General features: G+C 70.6%; 16 protein-coding genes. 10 read left to right on the forward strand and 6 right to left on the reverse strand.

Annotated features, from left to right (window positions below):
• The first annotated feature begins 84 nt into the window (after nucleotides 1-84).
• The 3 genes from ACIRVH_RS34735 (at nucleotide 85) to ACIRVH_RS34745 (ending at nucleotide 2,882) form a co-directional block, all read left to right on the forward strand.
• Nucleotides 85-1,206: an endonuclease/exonuclease/phosphatase family protein gene (locus tag ACIRVH_RS34735; protein ID WP_403961830.1), complete on the forward strand. Its 1,122-nt coding sequence runs from the start codon at nucleotides 85-87 to the stop codon at nucleotides 1,204-1,206.
• 65 nt (nucleotides 1,207-1,271) lie between these two features.
• Nucleotides 1,272-2,264, forward strand: coding sequence for a porphobilinogen synthase (hemB, locus tag ACIRVH_RS34740; protein ID WP_403961835.1), 993 nt, complete (start codon nucleotides 1,272-1,274; stop codon nucleotides 2,262-2,264).
• Between the two features lie 264 nt (nucleotides 2,265-2,528).
• Nucleotides 2,529-2,882 carry a DUF805 domain-containing protein gene (locus ACIRVH_RS34745; RefSeq protein WP_403961838.1) on the forward strand — a complete coding sequence of 118 codons (354 nt, stop codon included), beginning with the start codon at nucleotides 2,529-2,531 and terminating at the stop codon, nucleotides 2,880-2,882.
• A 79-nt stretch (nucleotides 2,883-2,961) separates the two neighbouring features.
• Here ACIRVH_RS34745 and ACIRVH_RS34750 read toward each other — a convergent pair whose 3' ends face one another.
• Nucleotides 2,962-3,717: a DUF4232 domain-containing protein gene (locus ACIRVH_RS34750; RefSeq protein ID WP_403961841.1), complete on the reverse strand. Its 756-nt coding sequence runs from the start codon at nucleotides 3,715-3,717 to the stop codon at nucleotides 2,962-2,964.
• Nucleotides 3,718-3,900: 183 nt separating this feature from the next.
• On the opposite strand from ACIRVH_RS34750, the gene ACIRVH_RS34755 reads away from it, so the two are divergent.
• A complete protein-coding gene (locus ACIRVH_RS34755; protein ID WP_403961844.1) occupies nucleotides 3,901-5,265 on the forward strand; it encodes a helix-turn-helix domain-containing protein in 1,365 nt (454 codons plus the stop codon).
• A 175-nt stretch (nucleotides 5,266-5,440) separates the two neighbouring features.
• Nucleotides 5,441-6,643 carry a PLP-dependent aminotransferase family protein gene (locus ACIRVH_RS34760; protein WP_403961847.1) on the forward strand — a complete coding sequence of 401 codons (1,203 nt, stop codon included), beginning with the start codon at nucleotides 5,441-5,443 and terminating at the stop codon, nucleotides 6,641-6,643.
• Between the two features lie 16 nt (nucleotides 6,644-6,659).
• Here the strand turns inward: ACIRVH_RS34760 and ACIRVH_RS34765 are convergent, their stop codons facing one another.
• Genes ACIRVH_RS34765 through ACIRVH_RS34775 form a run of 3 tightly spaced genes read right to left on the reverse strand, consistent with a single transcriptional unit; the run spans nucleotide 6,660 to nucleotide 8,473 of the window.
• Nucleotides 6,660-7,475: a DUF4253 domain-containing protein gene (locus ACIRVH_RS34765; protein ID WP_403961850.1), complete on the reverse strand. Its 816-nt coding sequence runs from the start codon at nucleotides 7,473-7,475 to the stop codon at nucleotides 6,660-6,662.
• Nucleotides 7,476-7,508: 33 nt separating this feature from the next.
• Complete coding sequence (locus ACIRVH_RS34770; RefSeq protein ID WP_403961853.1) at nucleotides 7,509-7,691, reverse strand: DUF397 domain-containing protein; 183 nt, start codon at nucleotides 7,689-7,691, stop codon at nucleotides 7,509-7,511.
• Nucleotides 7,688-8,473, reverse strand: coding sequence for a Scr1 family TA system antitoxin-like transcriptional regulator (locus ACIRVH_RS34775; RefSeq protein ID WP_403962232.1), 786 nt, complete (start codon nucleotides 8,471-8,473; stop codon nucleotides 7,688-7,690). The genes ACIRVH_RS34770 and ACIRVH_RS34775 overlap by 4 nt, the downstream gene beginning before the upstream one ends.
• A 142-nt stretch (nucleotides 8,474-8,615) precedes the next feature.
• Here ACIRVH_RS34775 and ACIRVH_RS34780 point away from each other — a divergent pair, with 142 nt between their 5' ends.
• Nucleotides 8,616-9,125, forward strand: a complete 510-nt coding sequence (locus tag ACIRVH_RS34780) for an ATP-binding protein (RefSeq protein ID WP_403961856.1) — start codon at nucleotides 8,616-8,618, stop codon at nucleotides 9,123-9,125.
• Here ACIRVH_RS34780 and ACIRVH_RS34785 read toward each other — a convergent pair.
• Nucleotides 9,065-9,748, reverse strand: a complete 684-nt coding sequence (locus ACIRVH_RS34785; RefSeq protein ID WP_403961859.1) for a hypothetical protein — start codon at nucleotides 9,746-9,748, stop codon at nucleotides 9,065-9,067. The two genes, ACIRVH_RS34780 and ACIRVH_RS34785, sit on opposite strands and share 61 nt — an antisense overlap.
• Before the next feature lie 194 nt (nucleotides 9,749-9,942).
• Here ACIRVH_RS34785 and ACIRVH_RS34790 point away from each other — a divergent pair, with 194 nt between their 5' ends.
• The 3 genes from ACIRVH_RS34790 to ACIRVH_RS34800 all read left to right on the forward strand — a co-directional run bounded on the left by ACIRVH_RS34790 (nucleotide 9,943) and on the right by ACIRVH_RS34800 (nucleotide 15,282).
• Nucleotides 9,943-11,262, forward strand: a complete 1,320-nt coding sequence (locus tag ACIRVH_RS34790) for a helix-turn-helix domain-containing protein (protein ID WP_403961862.1) — start codon at nucleotides 9,943-9,945, stop codon at nucleotides 11,260-11,262.
• 103 nt (nucleotides 11,263-11,365) lie between these two features.
• Nucleotides 11,366-13,288, forward strand: coding sequence for a P-loop ATPase, Sll1717 family (locus ACIRVH_RS34795; protein WP_403961865.1), 1,923 nt, complete (start codon nucleotides 11,366-11,368; stop codon nucleotides 13,286-13,288).
• Between the two features lie 56 nt (nucleotides 13,289-13,344).
• Nucleotides 13,345-15,282 carry a protein kinase gene (locus tag ACIRVH_RS34800; protein WP_403961868.1) on the forward strand — a complete coding sequence of 646 codons (1,938 nt, stop codon included), beginning with the start codon at nucleotides 13,345-13,347 and terminating at the stop codon, nucleotides 15,280-15,282.
• A gap of 69 nt (nucleotides 15,283-15,351) precedes the next feature.
• Here the strand turns inward: ACIRVH_RS34800 and argS are convergent, their stop codons facing one another.
• A complete protein-coding gene (gene argS, locus ACIRVH_RS34805) occupies nucleotides 15,352-17,115 on the reverse strand; it encodes an arginine--tRNA ligase (protein WP_403961871.1) in 1,764 nt (587 codons plus the stop codon).
• A 128-nt stretch (nucleotides 17,116-17,243) separates the two neighbouring features.
• Here argS and lysS point away from each other — a divergent pair, with 128 nt between their 5' ends.
• Entirely contained in the window at nucleotides 17,244-18,986 is a 1,743-nt protein-coding gene (gene lysS, locus ACIRVH_RS34810) for a lysine--tRNA ligase (protein WP_403961874.1), read from the forward strand.
• Nucleotides 18,987-19,029 lie beyond the last annotated feature (43 nt).

Consider the following 19,029-nt stretch of genomic DNA (forward strand, 5'->3'; position numbering starts at 1 on the left):
CGCCGTGATCACCTGAGGACAGGTTGTGATGCTCCTGCGCCCTGGCACCGTCCCGGGCCGCGCCGTCCGAAGGGCCCGCTCGTCATGCTCCGCACCTTCTCGGGTGGCGCGCTGCCGCCCCGCCGGTTCTGGCACCGGCCCCTGTTCGCCGCCCTCGCAGGCGTCCTGTCCGTGTTCGCCCTCGCGGGACCGGCGGCACCGAACGCGGTCTCCGCCGCCCAACCGCCCGCCACGCTCAGGGCCATGACCCGCAATCTCTACTGGGGAGCGGACCTCGCGCCGGTGTTCCAGGCGGACCAGGCCCACCTTCTCGGCGCGGTCGGCGCGGCGTTCGAGAACGTGCGGCGCACCGACTTCCCCGAGCGGGCCGAGGCCCTGGCCGACGAGATCGCGGGCCTCGATCCCCACGTGGTGGGCCTGCAGGAGGCGGCTCTGTGGCGCAGCGGGCCCCACGAATCCGCTCCCGCCACGCACGTCGAGTACGACTTCCTCGCGACCCTGCTCGGCAAGCTGGCCGACCGGGGCCTGCACTACCGGGCCGCGGTCGTGGTGAGCGACGGCGACTACGAGGCGCCCGGGACCGTCGACGGCCCGGTGCGCGACATCCGTCTCACGGACCGTGACGCGTTGCTGGTCCGCACCGATCTGCCCGCGAACGTCTTCTCCGTCGGTGGCACGCGAGGCGAGCGGTTCCAGCGGAACCTGGTGCTCAACAGCCAGGTGCTCGGCTCCGTGCCTCTCCTGCGCGGCTGGGTGGACGCCGACGTCACTCTGCTAGGCCGGACCTTCCGCGTGGTCAGCACGCACCTGGAGAACCTCGACCCGGCCGTCCGGCAGGCGCAGGCCGAAGAACTCCTCGCCGGCCCGCTGGCGGACCGCGCGCGGCCGAGCGTGCTGCTGGGTGACCTCAACACGACTCCCGACAGCGCCACTTATCACCGCCTCACCGACCCGGTCGCCGGCGGCGGCGCCGCCTTCACCGACGTGTGGAACGCCCGGCACCCCGGCGCCCCCGGTCCCACCTGCTGCCGGACCCCCGACCTGCGGTCCGGTGAGCTGACCCTGCGCCTCGACTACGTTTTCTTCCGCGGCCCGTTCACGGCGCTCGCGGCGGACCGGTCCGGTGAGGCGGCGGCCGACCGCACCCCTTCGGGGCTGTGGCCGTCCGACCACGCAGGCGTCCGGGGCGTGCTGCAGCTGCGCTGAGGGCGGGCGCCGCCGCCGACGCCGCGTCGGCAAAGGCCCACCCGGGGCGGGCGTAGCGTAGGGCCATGACGAAGTACGGATCCTTCCCCGGTACGCGTCCCCGGCGGCTGCGCACCACCCCCGTCATGCGCCGTATGGTCGCCGAGACCCGGCTGCACCCGGCCGACTTCATCCTCCCCGCCTTCGTCCGCGAGGGTGTCAGCGAGCCCGTGCCGATCGCGGCCATGCCCGGCGTCGTCCAGCACACCCGCGACAGCCTGAAGAAGGCGGCCGTCGAGGCGGTGGAGGCCGGGATCTCCGGGATCATGCTGTTCGGCGTGCCGGAGGAGAGCAAGAAGGACGCGCTCGGCACTCCGGGGACCGATCCGGACGGGATCCTCCAGGTCGCCCTCCGCGACGTGCGCGCCGAGGTCGGCGACGACCTGCTCGTGATGTCCGACCTGTGCCTGGACGAGACCACCGACCACGGGCACTGCGGTGTCCTCGACGCGCAGGGGCGGGTCGACAACGACGCCACCCTGGAGCGGTACGCCGAGATGGCCCAGGTGCAGGCCGACGCCGGCGCCCATGTGGTCGGCCCCAGCGGGATGATGGACGGTCAGATCGGGGTCGTCCGCGACGCCCTGGACCAGATCGGCCGCGAGGACGTCGCGATCCTCGCCTACACCGCCAAGTACTCCTCCGCCTTCTACGGCCCCTTCCGCGAGGCCGTCGCCTCCTCGCTGCAGGGCGACCGCAAGACGTACCAGCAGGACCCCGCCAACTGGCGCGAGTCCCAGCGGGAGCTGGAGCTGGACCTGGCCGAGGGTGCCGACATGGTGATGGTCAAGCCGGCCGGTCCCTACCTCGACATCCTGGCCCGGGTCGCCGACAGCGTGGACGTCCCGGTCGTCGCCTACCAGATCTCCGGCGAGTACTCGATGGTCGAGGCCGCGGCCGAGAAGGGCTGGGTGGACCGCGACCGGGCCATCTTCGAGACCCTGACCGGCATCAAGCGGGCCGGTGCGCGGAACATCCTCACCTACTGGGCGACCGAAGCGGCGCAGAAGCTGCGCTGACGGACACGGTTCGAGATCGTTCCGGTTCCGAAAGGGCGGCGGACCAGCCTCGGTGTGGCTGCGGTTCGGAAACGGAACGAACTCGGTTTCGGTAACAACCGGCGGCCGTACCGGGAACGGCCCGCGATCATGGGCTGACCTGTCCCGAATGCGGTGTTCCGGACGTGCCCCGACGCGAATGACGCGCCCGCGTCAACCCCCTAATCTCGGCCCCTGGCCTGATCCGTTCCGGAGGGTCTGAACGTCGATCCCTGGGGGGTTGCCATGAGCTGGTTCGTCGAGGCGCTGAAGAAGTACGCGGTATTCAGCGGGCGCGCGCGCCGCAAGGAGTACTGGCTGTTCATGCTGTTCGCGTGGATCATCTACGTCGCGCTGGCCGTCGTCGCCGCCGTGGCCCACGCGCCCTACATCGTGGCCATCGCCGTGGTCTTCCTGCTGCCGGCCCTGGGTGTCACGGTGCGCCGACTGCACGACACGGGCCGCTCCGGCTGGTGGATCCTCTTCGGGATCGTGCCGCTGATCGGCTCCATCGTCCTGCTGGTCTTCTACTGCTCGGACAGCCAGACGGGCGCGAACAAGTACGGCCCGAACCCGAAGGAAGTCCCGGCGTTCGCGTAACGCCCCGCGAGTCGCCGTCCGTCGTCCGGCGTCCGCACACCGAGGCCGCCCGGGCCGTTGCCCGGGCGGCCTCGACGCTTCACCAGCCCGCGATGTCGTCCAGGTTCTGCTGCCAGTAGGTGACCTTCAGCGAGCTGTCGTAGTACACGCCCTTCGCCGGCAGCACCGGGGTCGCGGAGGCGCCGCCGCTGCTGTTGGGGGTCTTCCCCTGGAAACCGACGGTCAGCTTGTGGCCCGTCATGCCGCCCTCGCCGCTTCCGTCGGCGGCGGAGAGCAGGACGGCCGCGTACCCGGACTCGCCGGGCGCGAGGGTCGTCACGGCCTGCGGGTGGGTCTGCTCGTCGGCCTGCGGCACCCACTGCATCTCGTCGAAGCGCAGGACGGGGAAGTAGGTCAGGTCGCAGTACTTCGAGCCGGTGTTCTTGACCGTGATGAGCATGTGGTTGAGCGGTCGGGACACCGGCTGCGCGGTGACCTTGGTGGTGGAACCGTTGCACAGGACGCGGTTCTTCGGGTCCGTCGGGTCCGAGGAGCCGCCCGAGCCGGAGGACGACGAGCCGGAGGAACCGGAGCCCGAGGAACCGGAGGATCCCGAGCCCGACGACGTCGAGGAGCCCTTGGCGGAGCCGGACGAGCCCGAAGTGGAGCCCGAACCCTTCGACTTGCCGGAGGCCGGGATCGCGGTGCCCTTGCCGCCCGTGGCCGCGGTCTCCGTCGAGGAGGGCTGCGAGGCACCTTCGTCCTTCGTCCCCGTGCCGTCGCTGCACGCCGTGAGGGCGAGCGCGGCGAGGGCGACTCCGGTGACCGCGAGCAGGTGGGTACGGCGGGTGCGCATGGCTGGTCTCTTCTCTCGTCCGAGTGGTGGCGTGCTTGGATGGCCACAGCTTGTGGGGCGGTCCGTCCCGCCTGCCACACCCGGCGGAGGATCAGGGACGCTGGAATGCCCGCATAGGCTCTGAGCTGCGGAGACGTCCCTTCCCTGGAACGCGGGGACGGGACACGGGGAGATGGAGGACCAGTGCCGGACAGCACTGCTGGCGCCGCTTTCGCCGAGCTGTTAAGGGAGTTGAAGGACCGGTCGGGGCTCAGCTACGGCGTCCTGGCCAAACGGCTCCACCTGAGTACGTCTACGCTCCACCGGTACTGCAACGGGGACGCCGTACCGACCGACTACGCCCCTGTGGAACGCCTGGCCCGCCTCTGCAAGGCCTCGCCGGACGAACTGGTCGAGCTGCACCGGCGGTGGGTGGTGGCGGACGCGATGCGGGGCCGGGGCAAGGCGGAGGCACCCGAGCCGGAGCCGGCGGGGAACACGCCCGAGCCCGAGCCGGAGTCGCCGGTTGAGCCGGAGCCGCCGGCTGTGCCGGAGTCGCCGGCTGAGCAGGAGTCGCCGGCTGAGCAGGAGCGGCCGACTGAGCCGGCTGTCGAGTCTCCGGACGCGCCGGCGCCGACCGCTCGACGTCGTACCCGTACCGTCGTCCTCGCCGGGATCGCCGTCGCCGCAGTGATCGGTGCGGTCACGCTGGCCGTGAACCTGACCCCGGGCGGCTCGGACGCAGGGGACGGAGCTCCCCTCGCGGCGGCCTCGACGCCGGGTCACGCGACGGCGGACGGACACACCTCGAAGGCACCGCACACCAGCACCTCGCCGTCCGCTTCCTCTTCTGTCTCCGCGTCACCTTCCGGGGCACCCTCCGCGTCGGCCGACGCCGAACCGAAGACGGACGGCAAGGGCGAGGCCGAGTCCGGCGGCGGCGCCTCCGACGCCGCTCCACTGACGGTGGAGACCAGCGCGTACACCTGGGACAGCCCCTGCGACGGGCGCTACCTGATCGACCGGCCTCCGACGGAGGTGGCCCCGCCGCCGGTCGAGGACGCCGCGACCGCCTGGGTGGCCGCGCACGGAGCCGTCTCCTCGGGGAAGCAGGAGGTCACGCTCACCGTGCAGGGCACCGGCAAGGAGACCGTGGTCGTGAACAGCCTGACGGTCCATACGATCACCAAGCGCACACCGCTCGCATGGAACGACTACGTCATGGCCTACCCGGGCGTCGGCTGCGGCGGAAACGTCCCGACCCGCTCCTTCACCGTCGCGCTCGACTCCGCGCGCCCCATCGTCCAACCCGAGGCAGGGCACCGCGACTTCCCGTTCAAGGTCAGCGAGTCGGACCCCGAGGTGTTCCACGTGACGGCCGAGGCCTCGGCGTACGACGTGAGCTGGTCCCTGTCGCTGGCCTGGTCCAGCGGCTCCCGCCACGGCGTACTGCAGATCGACAACCACGGCCGGCTGTTCCGCACGAGCGGCAACAGCGGGCGTCCCGCCTACGAGTTCCCGCTGGGCGGCTCGGGGTGGGTCAAGGAGGGCACCACCATCCCGGAGTGAGGTGAAGAATCCCGCCCGCGTCATCCTGCCAGTACGGGCCGCCAGGGACCCTTGGTCCTGTAGTGCGGGCGGCGGCCGGTGCGGACGTCCGGATCGCGAAATGGCCGGTGTAGGCAGCATGTAACTCCCTAGGCTGCGGACGGAGACGACCTCCCGGAGCCGAAGGAGAGCCGACATGTCCGTCGCCGAACCCGCACCGCCCCGCGCCGCCGTTCCGCCGCTCGCGGCCCGTGCCCGCAGCGTGGGCGGTTCGCCCGTCCGGGACATCCTGGCGGTCACCGCACGCCCCGAGGTGATCAACTTCGCCGGCGGCCTCCCAGCCCCCGAAATGTTCGACCACGAAGGCATAGCGGCCGCGTTCCGGGACGTGCTGGCGGAGATCCCCGCGCAGGCGCTCCAGTACGCCACCACGGAGGGCGAGCCGGTCCTCCGGTCCGGCCTGGCGGACCGCATCACCGCGTTCGGTCTGCCCACCGCCCCCGACGACCTGCTCATCACCACCGGCTCCCAGCAGGCCCTGTCCCTGCTGGCGACGGCGCTGATCGAGCCCGGCGACACGGTGCTGGTCGAAAGCCCCTGCTATCTGGCGGCACTTCAGGTCTTCGGGCTGTCGGGGGCGCGGGTGGTGGCCGTACCGGGGGACGAGGACGGCGTCGACCCGGCGGCGCTGGAGGAGGTGGTGCGGCGCGAGCGCCCGAAGCTGCTCTACCTCGTCCCCACCTTCCAGAACCCCACCGGCCGTACGATGCCGACCCCGCGCCGCGAGGCCGTCGCCGCCGTGGCCGCCCGCCAGGGACTGTGGATCATCGAGGACGACCCCTACGGCGAACTCCGCTACGACGGCACCCGCCCGCCCTGGATCGCCGCCTGCCCCGGCGCCGAGGACCGCGTCGTCCTGCTCGGCTCCTTCTCCAAGGTCATGGCCCCCGGCCTCCGCCTCGGCTGGCTCCGCGCCCCCGCGGAACTCCGGCGCGCGTGCACGGTGGCCAAACAGGCGGCGGACGTGCACACGGCGACCCTCAACCAGCTGGCCGCGGCCCGCTACCTGCACGTCCTGGACGCCCACGTGGCCCGCGTCCGCGCCGTCTACGGCGAACGCCGGGACGCCATGCTGGCCGGCCTCCCCGCCGCCCTCCCCGAGGGCTCCACCTGGAGCCGGCCCGAGGGCGGCATGTTCCTGTGGGTCCGCCTCCCGGCGTCGTACGACACCACGGCCCTGCTCCCGGGCGTGGTGGAGCAGGACGTGGCCTACGTCCCCGGCGCCCCCTTCTACGCCGCCGCCCCCGACCCCTCCACCCTCCGCCTGTGCTTCGTCACCCAGACACCGGAGGAGATCGCGGAGGGCCTGCGGCGGCTGGGCAGAGGGCTGAAGGGCTGAGTGCCGCCGGCGGCCGTCAGTCCCACCAGAAGGACCAGGTCGGCTCGCCGATCAGCCCCTTGGCGTACGCGCGCAGGGTGTCCGGGCCGTTCTGCGTGATGTTGTCCGGGCAGAACGCGAAGTGCTCCGCCGCCACCGCCTCGGCCTCGGCCAGGGTGGTCGGCGGCGCGGCGACGGACACGGTCAGCGTGTCGAAGGTCAGCGCCACCACCCGTATACCGAAGCGGTCCTCCCAGGAGCGAAGGACGGTGCACAGCCGGGCCACGTCGTCCTCGTAGTTCAGCGGCCCCGACCAGCCGATCGCCGCCGGGATGTCCGCGGACCGCCGCGCCGGAACGAGGGCGAGGTGAGGGTCCTTCAGCCAGGCCCGCGTGCCGTCCGTCAGCGAGTCCGCGACCTGGGCGGCCCGGGTGTCCGGATCAGCGGTGGGGGAGAGGGCGGGCGCAAGACCGGGCCACTCGATCCCGAAGGGTTCGACATCTTCGGCCAGTTCCTCCTCCGCGCAGTCCTCCCAGTACTCCGCGAGGACGTCCTCGGCGTCGTGATCGCCCGGGTACGACACCTCGTCCGGCGCCAACCCCCAGTTCACCGGCCCGCCCTGACCGTCCTGCACATCCACCAGCACGGGAAGGAGCCCGGCACGCGCGGACGGCACACCCAACGCCTTCCAGGTGCCGGGCGCGGCCGCCTTCTCCGCATGCCACAACAGCGGCTCGTGCCAGGGGCCTTCGTCCGTCGCGTCGATCAGCCTGCCGGGCGGCAGCTGGAGCCCGAGGGACCGACCACTCGGGTCCGTCGTCAACTTGGGCAGCGGGTTGGGAAGAGTCGCCATGCCGCCGACTGTAGGGGGCGGCACTGACAACGGTCACTTGAGGGAAGAGGTGAAGGCAGCCCAGGTGGTGGGGGTGAGGTGCAGGGTGGGGCTGTCGGAGGGGGTCTGCTTCGAGTCGCGGATGTGGATGGTGAGGGGGGAGACGGCCACTTCGAGGCACGCGCCGCCTTCGCTGCTGCTGTAACTCGACTTGAACCACTGAAGTGCGGTGCTCATGGCTCTCCTCGGAGACGGTTCAGCAAGCTTCTTGAGTCCTCGATGGTGAGGGCCTGCGTTCGCAGCATCGCATACCTGCGCTCCAGGATGGACACTTCGTTCGGGTCGGAGACCCACTGGCTGCCGCGCTGCGATTCCGTATAGGCGAGGTGTTGGTGGGCAGGCGTCTCCAGGAGAATGAACGGGCCCGCGTCTCCTGCATGCGCCGTGCGGTCCAGTGGCAGGACTTGCAGAGACAGGAAGGGCAGTTCGGAGCACTCACGCAGGAAACGCAGCTGTTCCCGATGCGTCTCGCGCCCTCCGGTGGGCATGCAGAGGGCTGGTTCCCAGACGACGAAGCTCAGCGTCGGGGGAGCCTTGCGTTGCAGGATCTCCCGGCGGCCCACCCGTGCTTCGACCTTCGTCTCCAACTCTTCGCGGTCGTAGGGCGGGAACCGGCCGCCGAGCAGTGCGCGGGCATAGGCCTCGGTCTGCAGCAGACCCGGGACCACCAAGGCGTCGTACCAGGCCAGCGTGATGGCTTCCTGCTCCTGATCCATGTACTCCTCGGCCCACAAAGGAAACTGATCCACCTCCGGAAGGTTGGCCACCCCCGCCGCCAGCATCCCCTTGGTGCCCAGGAACTCGTCGAAGATCTCGGCGATGTCCGGCTTCAGTGACCGTCGGCCCTGCTCGATCGATGCGATGGTCTCCTCGTTGATGTTCAGCGCGACGCTCAGGCCCGACTGGCTCAACCCTGCCGCCCTGCGCGCGGTGGCGAGTTGGCGGCCGAGCATCTTCATGGCCGACTGGTTCTTCCGAGAAGTCGTCATGCTGCTGAACTCCCACGCCTGCCCGTGCTCGATCCACGCGCAATCCCGTACAAACGCTTTGTACGGGATCACGTACTGATCCAGGCTAGTCACCCTGCGCGACAGTCGCCCCGTGAATACGCAACCCGAACTCCTCTACCACCGCGACCAGTTCTACGCCCGCGCCCGCCGATCCGTGCCCGCGGTCAGGCGGTTCGCCGAGTGGTCGTTGAGGTACTGGGGGCTGGCCGAATGGGACCGCTCCGCCGATCTGTCGCTCTGCGTGAGCGAGTTGGCCACCAATGCGTTGCTGCACGGGGCGCCTCCGGGGCGGGGGTTCCTGTTGCGGCTGCGGTACGACGGGCTGGTCGTGCGGGCCGAAGTGCATGACAGCGGATCCGGTGTGCCGGGGATCGCCGACGACCCGGACGAGGGCGGGCGCGGGCTGCTGCTCGTCGCCGCGCTCAGTGACAAGTGGGGCGTGGCGGAACGCAGCCCCGGGAAGCTGGTGTGGTGCGAGTGGTACCGGGACGCCATGGGTGCCGACCGTGGCACGGCCGGCACCCGGGCGGGGTCGTGTCCTTACGTGGCGGAGAGCGCGTCGGCCGCGGAGAGCTCCCAGACCGAGATCCGCGGGGCGTGAACGTGTGCCTTCACCGGGATGCGAAGGGTGTCGCCGCTGTCCAGCTTCACGGTCAGGTATGAGGTGGCGCTGCCCTGCCCCGGGGCGTCCTGCTGGTCGAGTGCGACGCCCTCGTAGTTCGACTGGCCCGGACGCAGGATGTTGGGGCCACCGCCGATGCCGTCGGGGGTGGTTGCCCGGACGCGGCCGTCGAAGGTGACGAGGCCGATGATGCCGAGGTCGCAGCGGGCGCCGCTGGTGTTCTTGGCGGTGATCAGCAGGTGGTTCAAGGGCTGTGAGACCGGGGCGGCGGTGACCGTCAGCTGGCCGGCACGGCACATTCCGGCTCGGGTGCCGCCGCCGGTCCCGGACGCCGTGCCCGAGCTGTGCGCGCCGGTCTGCTTGGCGGCCGTGGGCGTGGACTTGGCCGTGGACGTGGCCGAGCCGTTGCTCTCCGCCGCGGTTCCGCTGGAGGTGCGGGACGGCTCGGCGGTGGGCGAGGCGGTGGCGTGCGCCGGAGCCGAGGCGGTGGCGGCCGTGTCGGTGGGGGCCGAACCCGTGGCGGAGCCGGGGTCGCAGGCGACGAGGGCGAAGGAGCCGAGGGCCAGGGTGGCCGCGGAGACCAGGAAGCGCTGGACGGACATGTGGTGCTTCTCCCGTTGGTTGGTTCGGTCGGGGCCGGATCGGGTGAACCGGCCGATGACCTGAACCGTGCGGTGCGATCCGTCTCACCCGCTAGATTCCAAGGGCAGTTGGGAACCCTGAAACGGTTCCACGCCGTCTGAACTGGGGATACGTCGGGGCCTGGAACGCCGTTCTGGGACGGTGGGGAGAGACGATGGCGGACGAGTCCCAGGAACTGGCGAAGCTGCTGCTCGCGTTGAAGGAGCGTTCCGGCCGCAGCTACGGCGCGCTCGGCAAGCGACTCCACATCAGCACGTCCACGGTGCACCGCTACTGCAACGGCACGACAGTGCCGAACGACTACGCCCCGCTGGAGCGGCTCGCGCGGGTGTGCGGGGCCACTCGGGACGAGTTGGTGGAGCTGCACCGCCACTGGATCCTGGCGGACGCCGCTCGCCGTCGGGCGACCTCCCCCGAAGGCGAACCGGCAGATGCCCCCGATGCTCCCGATGCCGCCGTAGTCACCGCCGCCCCGGCCTCGTCGAAGGCGCCGGCCGAACCGTCACCGACCGCCGCCCCGCCCGTACGGCCACGCAGGCGGCGGTCCGCCGTCGTGGCCGCTGCCGTCGTGGGTGCAGTCGCCGTCACGGCTGCCGTGGCCGCTGCGGCCACGCAGTTCGGGTCGGCCGCTGACAGCGGGGAGAGGACCGCAGCGCGTGCGGCCGGGCAGTCCGGCGCCGCACGTGACGCGGCGACCGCGTCCGACCGTGCAACGGCCAGGACGTCCGCCCCGACGTCCACCACCTCGCCGTCCTCATCAGCTGATGCCAGGCGCTCGCCCGGAACGCCGACGGAAGCCGGCGAGCCCTCGGAGAGCAGCGGCACAGTCGCCGGCACCGCGCCGCCGTTCCACGTGAACGTCCTGACGAACAACTGGGACAGCCCCTGCGACCAGTGGTTCCTCCTCCGGCGCCCGCCGGGCAGCGTGCCTCCGCCACCGGCAGGTCAGGCCACCGACGGCTGGGCGGCCGCCCTGGGTGCCGCACCGGCTGGGCACCTGCGGCTCCAGGTCACCGTGCAGGGCAGCAGCAGCCGGCCCGTCGTGCTGCACGCGCTCCGCGTCCGCACGACCAGCACCCGCACGGCACCGAAGGGGAACGCGTACATGATGGGCAGCGGCTGTGGTGGCGACCTGGCGCCCGCCTCGTTCGCCGTCGACCTCGACGCACCGGCGCCGAACGTGAAGCCGGTACCCGGCCACGAGGGCAACATCGAGACGCGTGCGACGAACTTCCCGTACAAGGTGTCCGTCGACGACCCGGAAGTACTGAACGTCGACGCGAGCACCGCAGCCCAGGACGTCGGCTGGTACCTCGAACTGAGCTGGAGCAACGGAGACCAGCAGGGCACGGCCCGGATCGACGACCACGGAAAACCGTTCCGCACGGTGGGCATGCGCGGCGACAAGGCCTACTGGTACAACGCCGACGGCACCGACAAGTGGCTGCCCTACAGCGAGCCCGACGCGGGCTAGTGGGGCGGGCGTCTCACCAGAGCCCGTTCTCCGGTGTTCGTGCCCTGCTGACCGGGCCTGGCTCGGTACGGTGTCCCTGAGGGACGACGCCTTGGGGGACCGGATGGACGACGAACCGTTACTCGCGCGCGTGCACTTCGGGCGTGAGGACGCCGAACGGGATGTGACCGAGGGGCTGTTGCTGCGCGGCGGGTTTCTGCCGAACCCCGCCTACCGGGCCGCGCTCAGTGGGCGCAAGATGCTGATCATCGGGCGCAAGGGGTCCGGGAAGAGCGCCATCTGCATGCGGTTGATGTCGGACGCAGGGCACGGCGGTGGCAAGGTGCTCGTCACTCCCGACGAGGCTGCGGGCGAGGAGATCCGGCGGTTCGAGTTGCAGGGGCTGCCGGGGGACTCGGCCAAAGCGCTGATCTGGCGGTACGTGTTCGCCGTGCACGCGGCCCGGCACCTGGTGACCCACGCCAAGGACGCGCACGGCAAGAGACCCGACTCGGTGAAAGCGCTCGGGCGGTTCCTCAAGCAGAACGGCGAGGGGCCGGACGGCGGAGGCCGGCTGGTGGAGCGGCTGGCGCAGGGCGCGCGCGGGTTGCAGGGCTCGCTGTCCCTGGAGGCGTTCGGGGTCAAGGCGAGTGTGGATCTCGCCCAGTCGCCGTCCGAAGGGGCCCGGGCCGCACGGCAGTTGGAGGTCGTCGAGCAGGGGGTCGCGCGAGCCTTCGCCGACCTGGGGTGCGACGGTGTCGTACACCCTCCGCTGCTGCTCATGGTCGACCAGCTGGAGCAGGTGTGGTCGGCTGAACCGGACAGCAACTCCATGGTGATCGGGCTGCTGCTCGCGGCGAAGTACGCGGCGAGCCTGTACGGGCGTTCCGTACGGTTCCTGCTGTTCCTGCGTGCGGATATCTACGACTCCCTTTCCTTCGGGGAGGGCGACAAGTTCCACGGCGACGAACTGAGGATCGCCTGGACGGAACAGGCGCTGCGGGATCTCGCGCTGGCCCGGGCACAGGCCTCCGTCGGGCCGGGGCTGACCGAGGAGCAGCTGTGGAAGGAGCTGTTCCCGCAGTCGGTGGGCGGGGAGGAGATCACGGCGTACCTCTTCGGGCGGTGCCTGCCCCGCCCCCGCGACGCCATCCAGTTCCTCAACGCCTGTGTGGAGAAGGCCTGGCTGGAGCACGAGCGGGACCGGATCACCGAGGCGGACGTGGTGCAGGCGGGCCGGCAGTTCTCGGAGTGGAAGCTCAAGGACCTGACCTCGGAGTACCTGGTCGCGCACCCCTTCCTGCGCAACCTGTTCCCGCTCTTCCAGAACAACGGGTACGTCGTCACCCGCGCCGGCCTCGCCCACCGTTTCGAGGCCGCGGCCGCCACGCTCCACCACGACTTCCCCGCGTACGCCAACGTCCTCACGCTCTCCGGAGTCGTCGACGTGCTGTACGGCGTCGGCTTCCTCGGGGTGCGGCGCGGCAGCGGTGTGGTGTACGCCGGGGGCGACGGTCTGCCGGTCCAGCCGCACGAGACGGAGTTCCAGGTCCACCCTTGCTTCAGGGCGGCGCTCGGCGCGACCCGCGCCATCGACCTGCGGTGCTTCGAGCCGCAGCGCGTGGACGCGCGGATCGCGTCGGGCAACTTCAGCCCCGGGGCGTCGGGCATGTCCTCCCTCAACCGCGACGACCGGCTGCTCATGCAGCTGGCGCGCTCCTGCCACTCGATCGTCGCCCAGGTCGGGCGGGCGGTGGCGCTGACACCGGACGTGCGGGACGAGATCACGGGCCAGGTCAACCGCATCCTGGACGACGTCAGTCGCATACCGCCGGGAGCGGCCCCGTCCATGGGCCTCGACGTGGACGAGTATCTCCTCACCACGGCGCACTACTTCACCACGCTGGCCGCCCAACTCCGCGCCGGTGGCCTGGAGGAGACCACCGGCATCGGCGACGTCGTCCGTCGCGTCGAGGAGGAGGAGCGGCGGCTCCGGAGGTCCGCGGGTGGGTCGTACGGAAGTTCGGGGAACTTGTCGGGCTACTGAAGCCGCCATACTCGTAAGGGAGTTCCGGGACAGATCGCCGTCGGGAGAGAGAACCGGTGCTGAACGAGGTGCTTGCCGGGCGGTTCCGGATCACCGGGCTGCTGGGGTCCGGCGGGATGGGCCGGGTGTGGGCCGCCGAGGACGAGCGGATGCGGCGGGATGTCGCGGTGAAGGTCGTGCATCCGCAGTTCGGGATGGACGAGGCGGAGACGCAGGCCCGGTTCCAGCGTGAGGTGCAGCTGGCCGGGCGGCTGGCCCACCGGAACATCGTGACCGTGCACGACTGGGGCGAGGCGTCGGTCGACGGGCGTCCGACGCTGTTCCTCGTCATGGAGCTGGTGCAGGGCGAGTCCCTGCAAGGGATGCTCAAGGCGTCGACGCCGGGCTGGCCGCTGGCCGTGTTGTGGGCCGCGCAGATCGCGGAGGCGCTGCACGCCGCGCACCGCCAGGGCGTGGTCCACCGGGACATCAAGCCGGCCAACGCGCTGCTGACGCCGGAGGGGACGGTGAAGGTCCTCGACTTCGGCATCGCCAAGTTCATGGGCGAGACCATCGGCGCCCACGAACTCACCGTCACGGGTACACCGGTCGGCTCACCGCCGTACATGTCCCCGGAACAGGCCGACGGCGACAAGACGATCGACCACCGCAGCGACCTGTACTCACTTGGATGCCTCCTGTACCACGCCGTGACGGGCCGCCCCCCGTTCACCGGCAGCAATCAGTGGGCGGTACTCCGCAAACAGATGGAGGACGCCCCGGAGCCGCCGGCGTCCCGCGTCGAAGGCCTCCCCGCTCCCTTGAACGACCTCATCCTCACCCTCCTCGCCAAAGCCCCGGGCGACCGCCCGGCGGACGCGGCGACCGTCTACGAGAGCCTGGGCACCCTCCTCGCCGACCACGCGGTGACGGACCCCGGCGGCGACATCCTGGACGTCACGCAGCTGGGACACACCCATTGGGTCTCCGGGCGGATTCTCAAGCGGGCGCGGGAGCTGCTCCAGTGGACGGAGTGGAACAACAACGCGCAGCGGGAAGGGGCCGAGCAGATGCTGCGCCGCGCCCGCACGGACACCGAGCGGCTGCTGAACGCCGCCTCCATGCAGGCCCAGGAGGCCACCGCGCACGCGGAACGGCTCAAGGACGAGGCTGCCGAGGCGCTGCGCATGGCGCAGTCCGAGGCTGAGAAGATCATCGCTGAGGCTTCCGAGAAGGCTAGGGGCATCACCGCCGAGCGGCTGCAGTCCGATGCGGTCGCCGAGGGCGGATCCGCGGTGGAGAAGGCCCGCGTGGACGCGGACGAACTGCTCGCAGAGGCCCGTCGTGACGCCGGCGCCATCAGGGAGCGCGCAGAGCTGCTGCGCGACCGCATCACGGGCGAGATCGAGGGACTGCACGAGCGGGCCCGCCGCGAGGCCGCCGAGACGATGCAGTCCACCGGCGACCGCTGCAACGCGCTCGTCAAGGCCGCCGAGGAGGAGCTGGCCAAGGCGCAGGCCAAGGCCGAGGAGCTGGTGTCGGAGGCCAACTCCGAGGTCAAAAAGCTGGTGTCGGAGGCCAGCTCCGAGGCGGGCAGGATCCGGATCGCCGCCGTCAAGAAGGCGGAGGGGTTGCTCAAGGAGGTCGAGCACACGAAGGTCGCGACCCTCCGGGAAAGCGAGGACCTCAAGGCGGAGGCGGTCCGAGAGGCCCGGAGCACCGTCGAGGGGAGCAAGCGCGAACTGGAGATCCTGGACCGCCGGCGAGCGGACATGAGCGCCGAGATCGACAGGCTCACCGCGCTGATGTCCACGGAGGCGGCCCAGTGGTCCGAGGAGAGCTACTACCGGGTCTTCAAGCAGTCGATAGACGGTGACTTGCCCAGTTCCGACCGCTTCAGGCAGAACGTGGAGGCGACGTACGGCATCGCGCTCGTCCCGGACGATGCCGTACGCATGGTCACGCGCTTCGCCAACCGTCTTGCGGCGGAACTGGAGGCGGACCACATCGCATAGTGGCATCAGGGCTGGGAGAGCTCCCGGAGTGCTGCTCGGGGAGCTCCCCCAGACCTGATCACGAACCGGTCAGAGCTTCTCGGGCGTCCTGATCCCCAGCAGCGCCATGCCCTGGTGCAGGGTGCGGGCCGTGACGTCGCACAGGAAGAGGCGGTTCTCCACCTGCTCCGGCGTCTCGGCCTTCAGGACCGGGCACTTGTCGTAGAAGGTCGTGTACAGGGACGCCAGCTGGTAGAGGTACGCGGCCAGCTTGTGCGGGGCGTACTCCTTCGCGGCCTCGGCCACCGTCTCCGCGAAGGAGTCGGCGTGCAGGCCCAGGGCGCGCTCGGCGTCGGCCAGTGCCAGCTCCGGGTGGGCCGCCGGGCGAACCTCGCCGGCCTTGCGGAGGATGGACTGGATACGGGCGTACGCGTACTGGAGGTAGACGGACGTGTCGCCGTTCAGCGAGACCATCTGGTCCAGGTCGAACTTGTAGTCCCGGTTCGCCGACGTCGACAGGTCCGCGTACTTCACCGCGCCGATGCCCACCTGGGCGCCCCGCTCGGCGATCTCGGCTTCGGACAGGTCCTGGGCCTTCTCCCGGACCACGGCCGAGGCACGGTCGATCGCCTCGTCGAGGAGGTCGACCAGGCGGACCGTCTCGCCCTCACGCGTCTTGAACGGCTTGCCGTCCTTGCCGAGGACCGTGCCGAAGGCCAGCTGGAACGCCGTGACGTCGTCGTTCAGCCAGCCGGCCCGGCGGGCGGTCTCGAAGACCATCCGGAAGTGCAGGGCCTGGCGGGCGTCCACCACGTACACGATGGTGCTCGCCTTGAGGTTGAAGACACGGTCGCGGATCGCCGAGAGGTCGGTGGCCGCGTAGCCGTAGCCGCCGTCGGACTTCTGGACGATCAGCGGCACCAGGTTGCCGTCCGGGCCCTTGATGTCGTCGAAGAAGACGCAGAGGGCGCCCTCGGAGCGGACCGCCACGCCCGACTCCTCCAGCAGGCGGCAGGTCTCGGCCAGCATGTCGTTGTAGCCGGACTCGCCGACGATGTCGGGGTCCTGGATCTCCATGTCCAGCTTCTCGAAGACGGAGAAGAAGTAGATCTTCGACTCGTCCACGAACTTCTGCCACATGGCGAGGGTCGTCGGGTCGCCCGCCTGGAGGTCCACCACCCGGCGCCGGGCACGGGTCTTGAACTCCTCGTCGGCGTCGAACTTCTTCCGCGCGGCCTTGTAGAGGCGGTCGAGGTTCGACATCGCCTCCTCGCCGCTCACCTCGGCGCTCTTGTGGTCCAGTTCGTGCGGGTGCTCTTCCAGGTACTGGATGAGCATGCCGAACTGGGTGCCCCAGTCGCCGATGTGGTGCCGCCGGACCACGTTCTCGCCGGTGAACTCCAGGAGCTGGACGACCGAGTCGCCGATGACCGCCGACCGCAGGTGGCCGACGTGCATCTCCTTGGCCACGTTCGGCTGCGCGTAGTCGATCACCGTCGTGCCGGGCTCCGCGGCGAGCGGCACGCCGAGGCGGCCCGTCTCGTCCGCGTACCGCGCGGCCAGGTTCTCGGTGATCGCCCGGTCCGTGATCGTGATGTTCAGGAAGCCGGGTCCGGAGACCTCGATCTCCTTGATCACGTCACCGGCGACGATCCGGGAGACGACCTGCGTGGCCAGCTCCCGCGGGTTCGCCTTCGCCTTCTTGGCGAGCGCCAGGATTCCGTTGGCCTGGAAGTCGGCCCGGTCGCTACGTCGCAGCAGCGGGTCCGCGCCGGCGGCCTCCGGCAGGGAAGCCGAGAGGGCGGACGCGAGCTGCTGCTGGACGGAATCGCTGAGGGACGTGACCGAGGCCATAGGAATGGGTGCCGTTCTCCTCGTGGGGATGGATAGACCCAGCCAGTATCCCATGGTGGGTAAAGCGGTTTTCGTCGACGCAAGTCCGTCTGTGAGAATGGGGTGTCACACCGTTCAGAAAGAAGGACGTGCCGATCGTGGCTCAGAGCACCGAGACGACCGACTGGGTCTCCCGTTTCGCGGATGAGGTCATCGAGGAGTCGGAGCGTCGGGCCCCGGGCAAACCTGTGGTCGTCGCGTCCGGCCTCTCCCCCTCCGGTCCGATCCACCTGGGCAACCTGCGCGAGGTCATGACCCCGCACCTGGTCGCCGACGAGGTCCGCCGCCGCGGTCACCAGGTCCGCCACCTGATCTCCTGGGACGACTACGACCGGTACCGGAAGGTGCCGGCGGGCATCGCGGGGATCGACGAGTCGTGGGCCGAGCACATCGGCAAGCCGCTGACCTCCGTCCCGGCGCCGAAGGGCTCCGCGTACCCGAACTGGGCCGAGCATTTCAAGGCCGCGATGGTCGAGTCGCTCGCCGAGCTGGGCGTCGAGTTCGACGGGATCAGCCAGACCGCGCAGTACACCTCCGGTGTCTACCGCGAGCAGATCCTGCACGCCATGAAGCACCGCGGCGACATCGACGCGATCCTCGCCCAGTACCGGACCAAGCCGAAGGCCGGCAAGAAGCAGCAGCAGAAGGCCGTGGACGAGGCCGAGGTGGAGGCCGAGGAGGGCTCGGGCGCCGCGTCCGAGGACGACGGCAGCTCCGGCTCCGCCGGGTACTTCCCGTACAAGCCGTACTGCGGCAACTGCGAGAAGGACCTGACGACCGTCACCTCGTACGACGACGACACCACCGAGCTGGCGTACACCTGCACGGCCTGCGGGTTCTCCGAGACCGTCCGGCTGAGCGAGTTCAACCGCGGCAAGCTGGTCTGGAAGGTCGACTGGCCGATGCGGTGGGCCTTCGAGGGCGTCGTCTTCGAGCCGAGCGGTGTCGACCACTCGTCCCCGGGGTCCTCGTTCCAGGTGGGCGGCCAGATCGTCGGGATCTTCGGCGGCAAGCAGCCCATCGGTCCGATGTACGCGTTCGTCGGCATCTCCGGCATGGCGAAGATGTCGTCCTCGCGGGGTGGGGTGCCCACCCCCGCGGACGCTCTGAAGATCATGGAGCCGCAGATCCTGCGCTGGCTGTACGCCCGCCGTCGGCCCAACCAGTCCTTCAAGATCGCCTTCGACCAGGAGATCCAGCGGCTGTACGACGAGTGGGACAAGCTGGCGGGCAAGGTCGCGGACGAGTCCGCGCTGCCGGCCGACGTCGCCGCCTACACGCGGGCCGTGGGTACGGCCGCCGGTGAGCTGGTGAAGACGCCGCGTCCGCTGCCGTACCGCACGCTCGCGTCCGTCGCCGACATCACCGCCGGGCACGAGGACCAGGCGCTGCGGATCCTGTCCGAGCTGGACCCGGAGCAGCCGCTGTCCTCGCTGGACGAGGCGCGGCCGCGGTACGACAGGGCCGAGGCGTGGATCAACACGCACGTCCCCGCCGACCAGCGCACGATCGTCCGGGCCGAGCCGGACGCCGAGCTGCTGAAGTCCCTCGACGAGGCGTCCCAGCAGTCGGTCCGGCTGCTGCTCGACGGGCTCGCCGAGCACTGGTCGCTCGACGGCCTGACCCACCTGGTGTACGGCGTGCCCAAGGTGCAGGCCGGGTTCTCGGCCGATGCCACGCCCAAGGAGCTGCCGGCGGAGATCAAGACGGCTCAGCGGTCGTTCTTCGCGCTGCTGTACCACCTGCTGGTCGGACGGGACACCGGCCCTCGGCTGCCCACGCTGCTGCTGGCGGTCGGGCAGGAGCGGGTGCGGGCCCTGCTCGGGGAGTAGACCGCGTCATAGGAGGAGGGGGCGCCCGGCGACACCGGGCGCC

The sequence above is a fragment of the Streptomyces sp. NPDC101165 genome, from assembly GCF_044768135.1.
Taxonomy (GTDB): Bacteria; Actinomycetota; Actinomycetes; order Streptomycetales; family Streptomycetaceae; genus Streptomyces.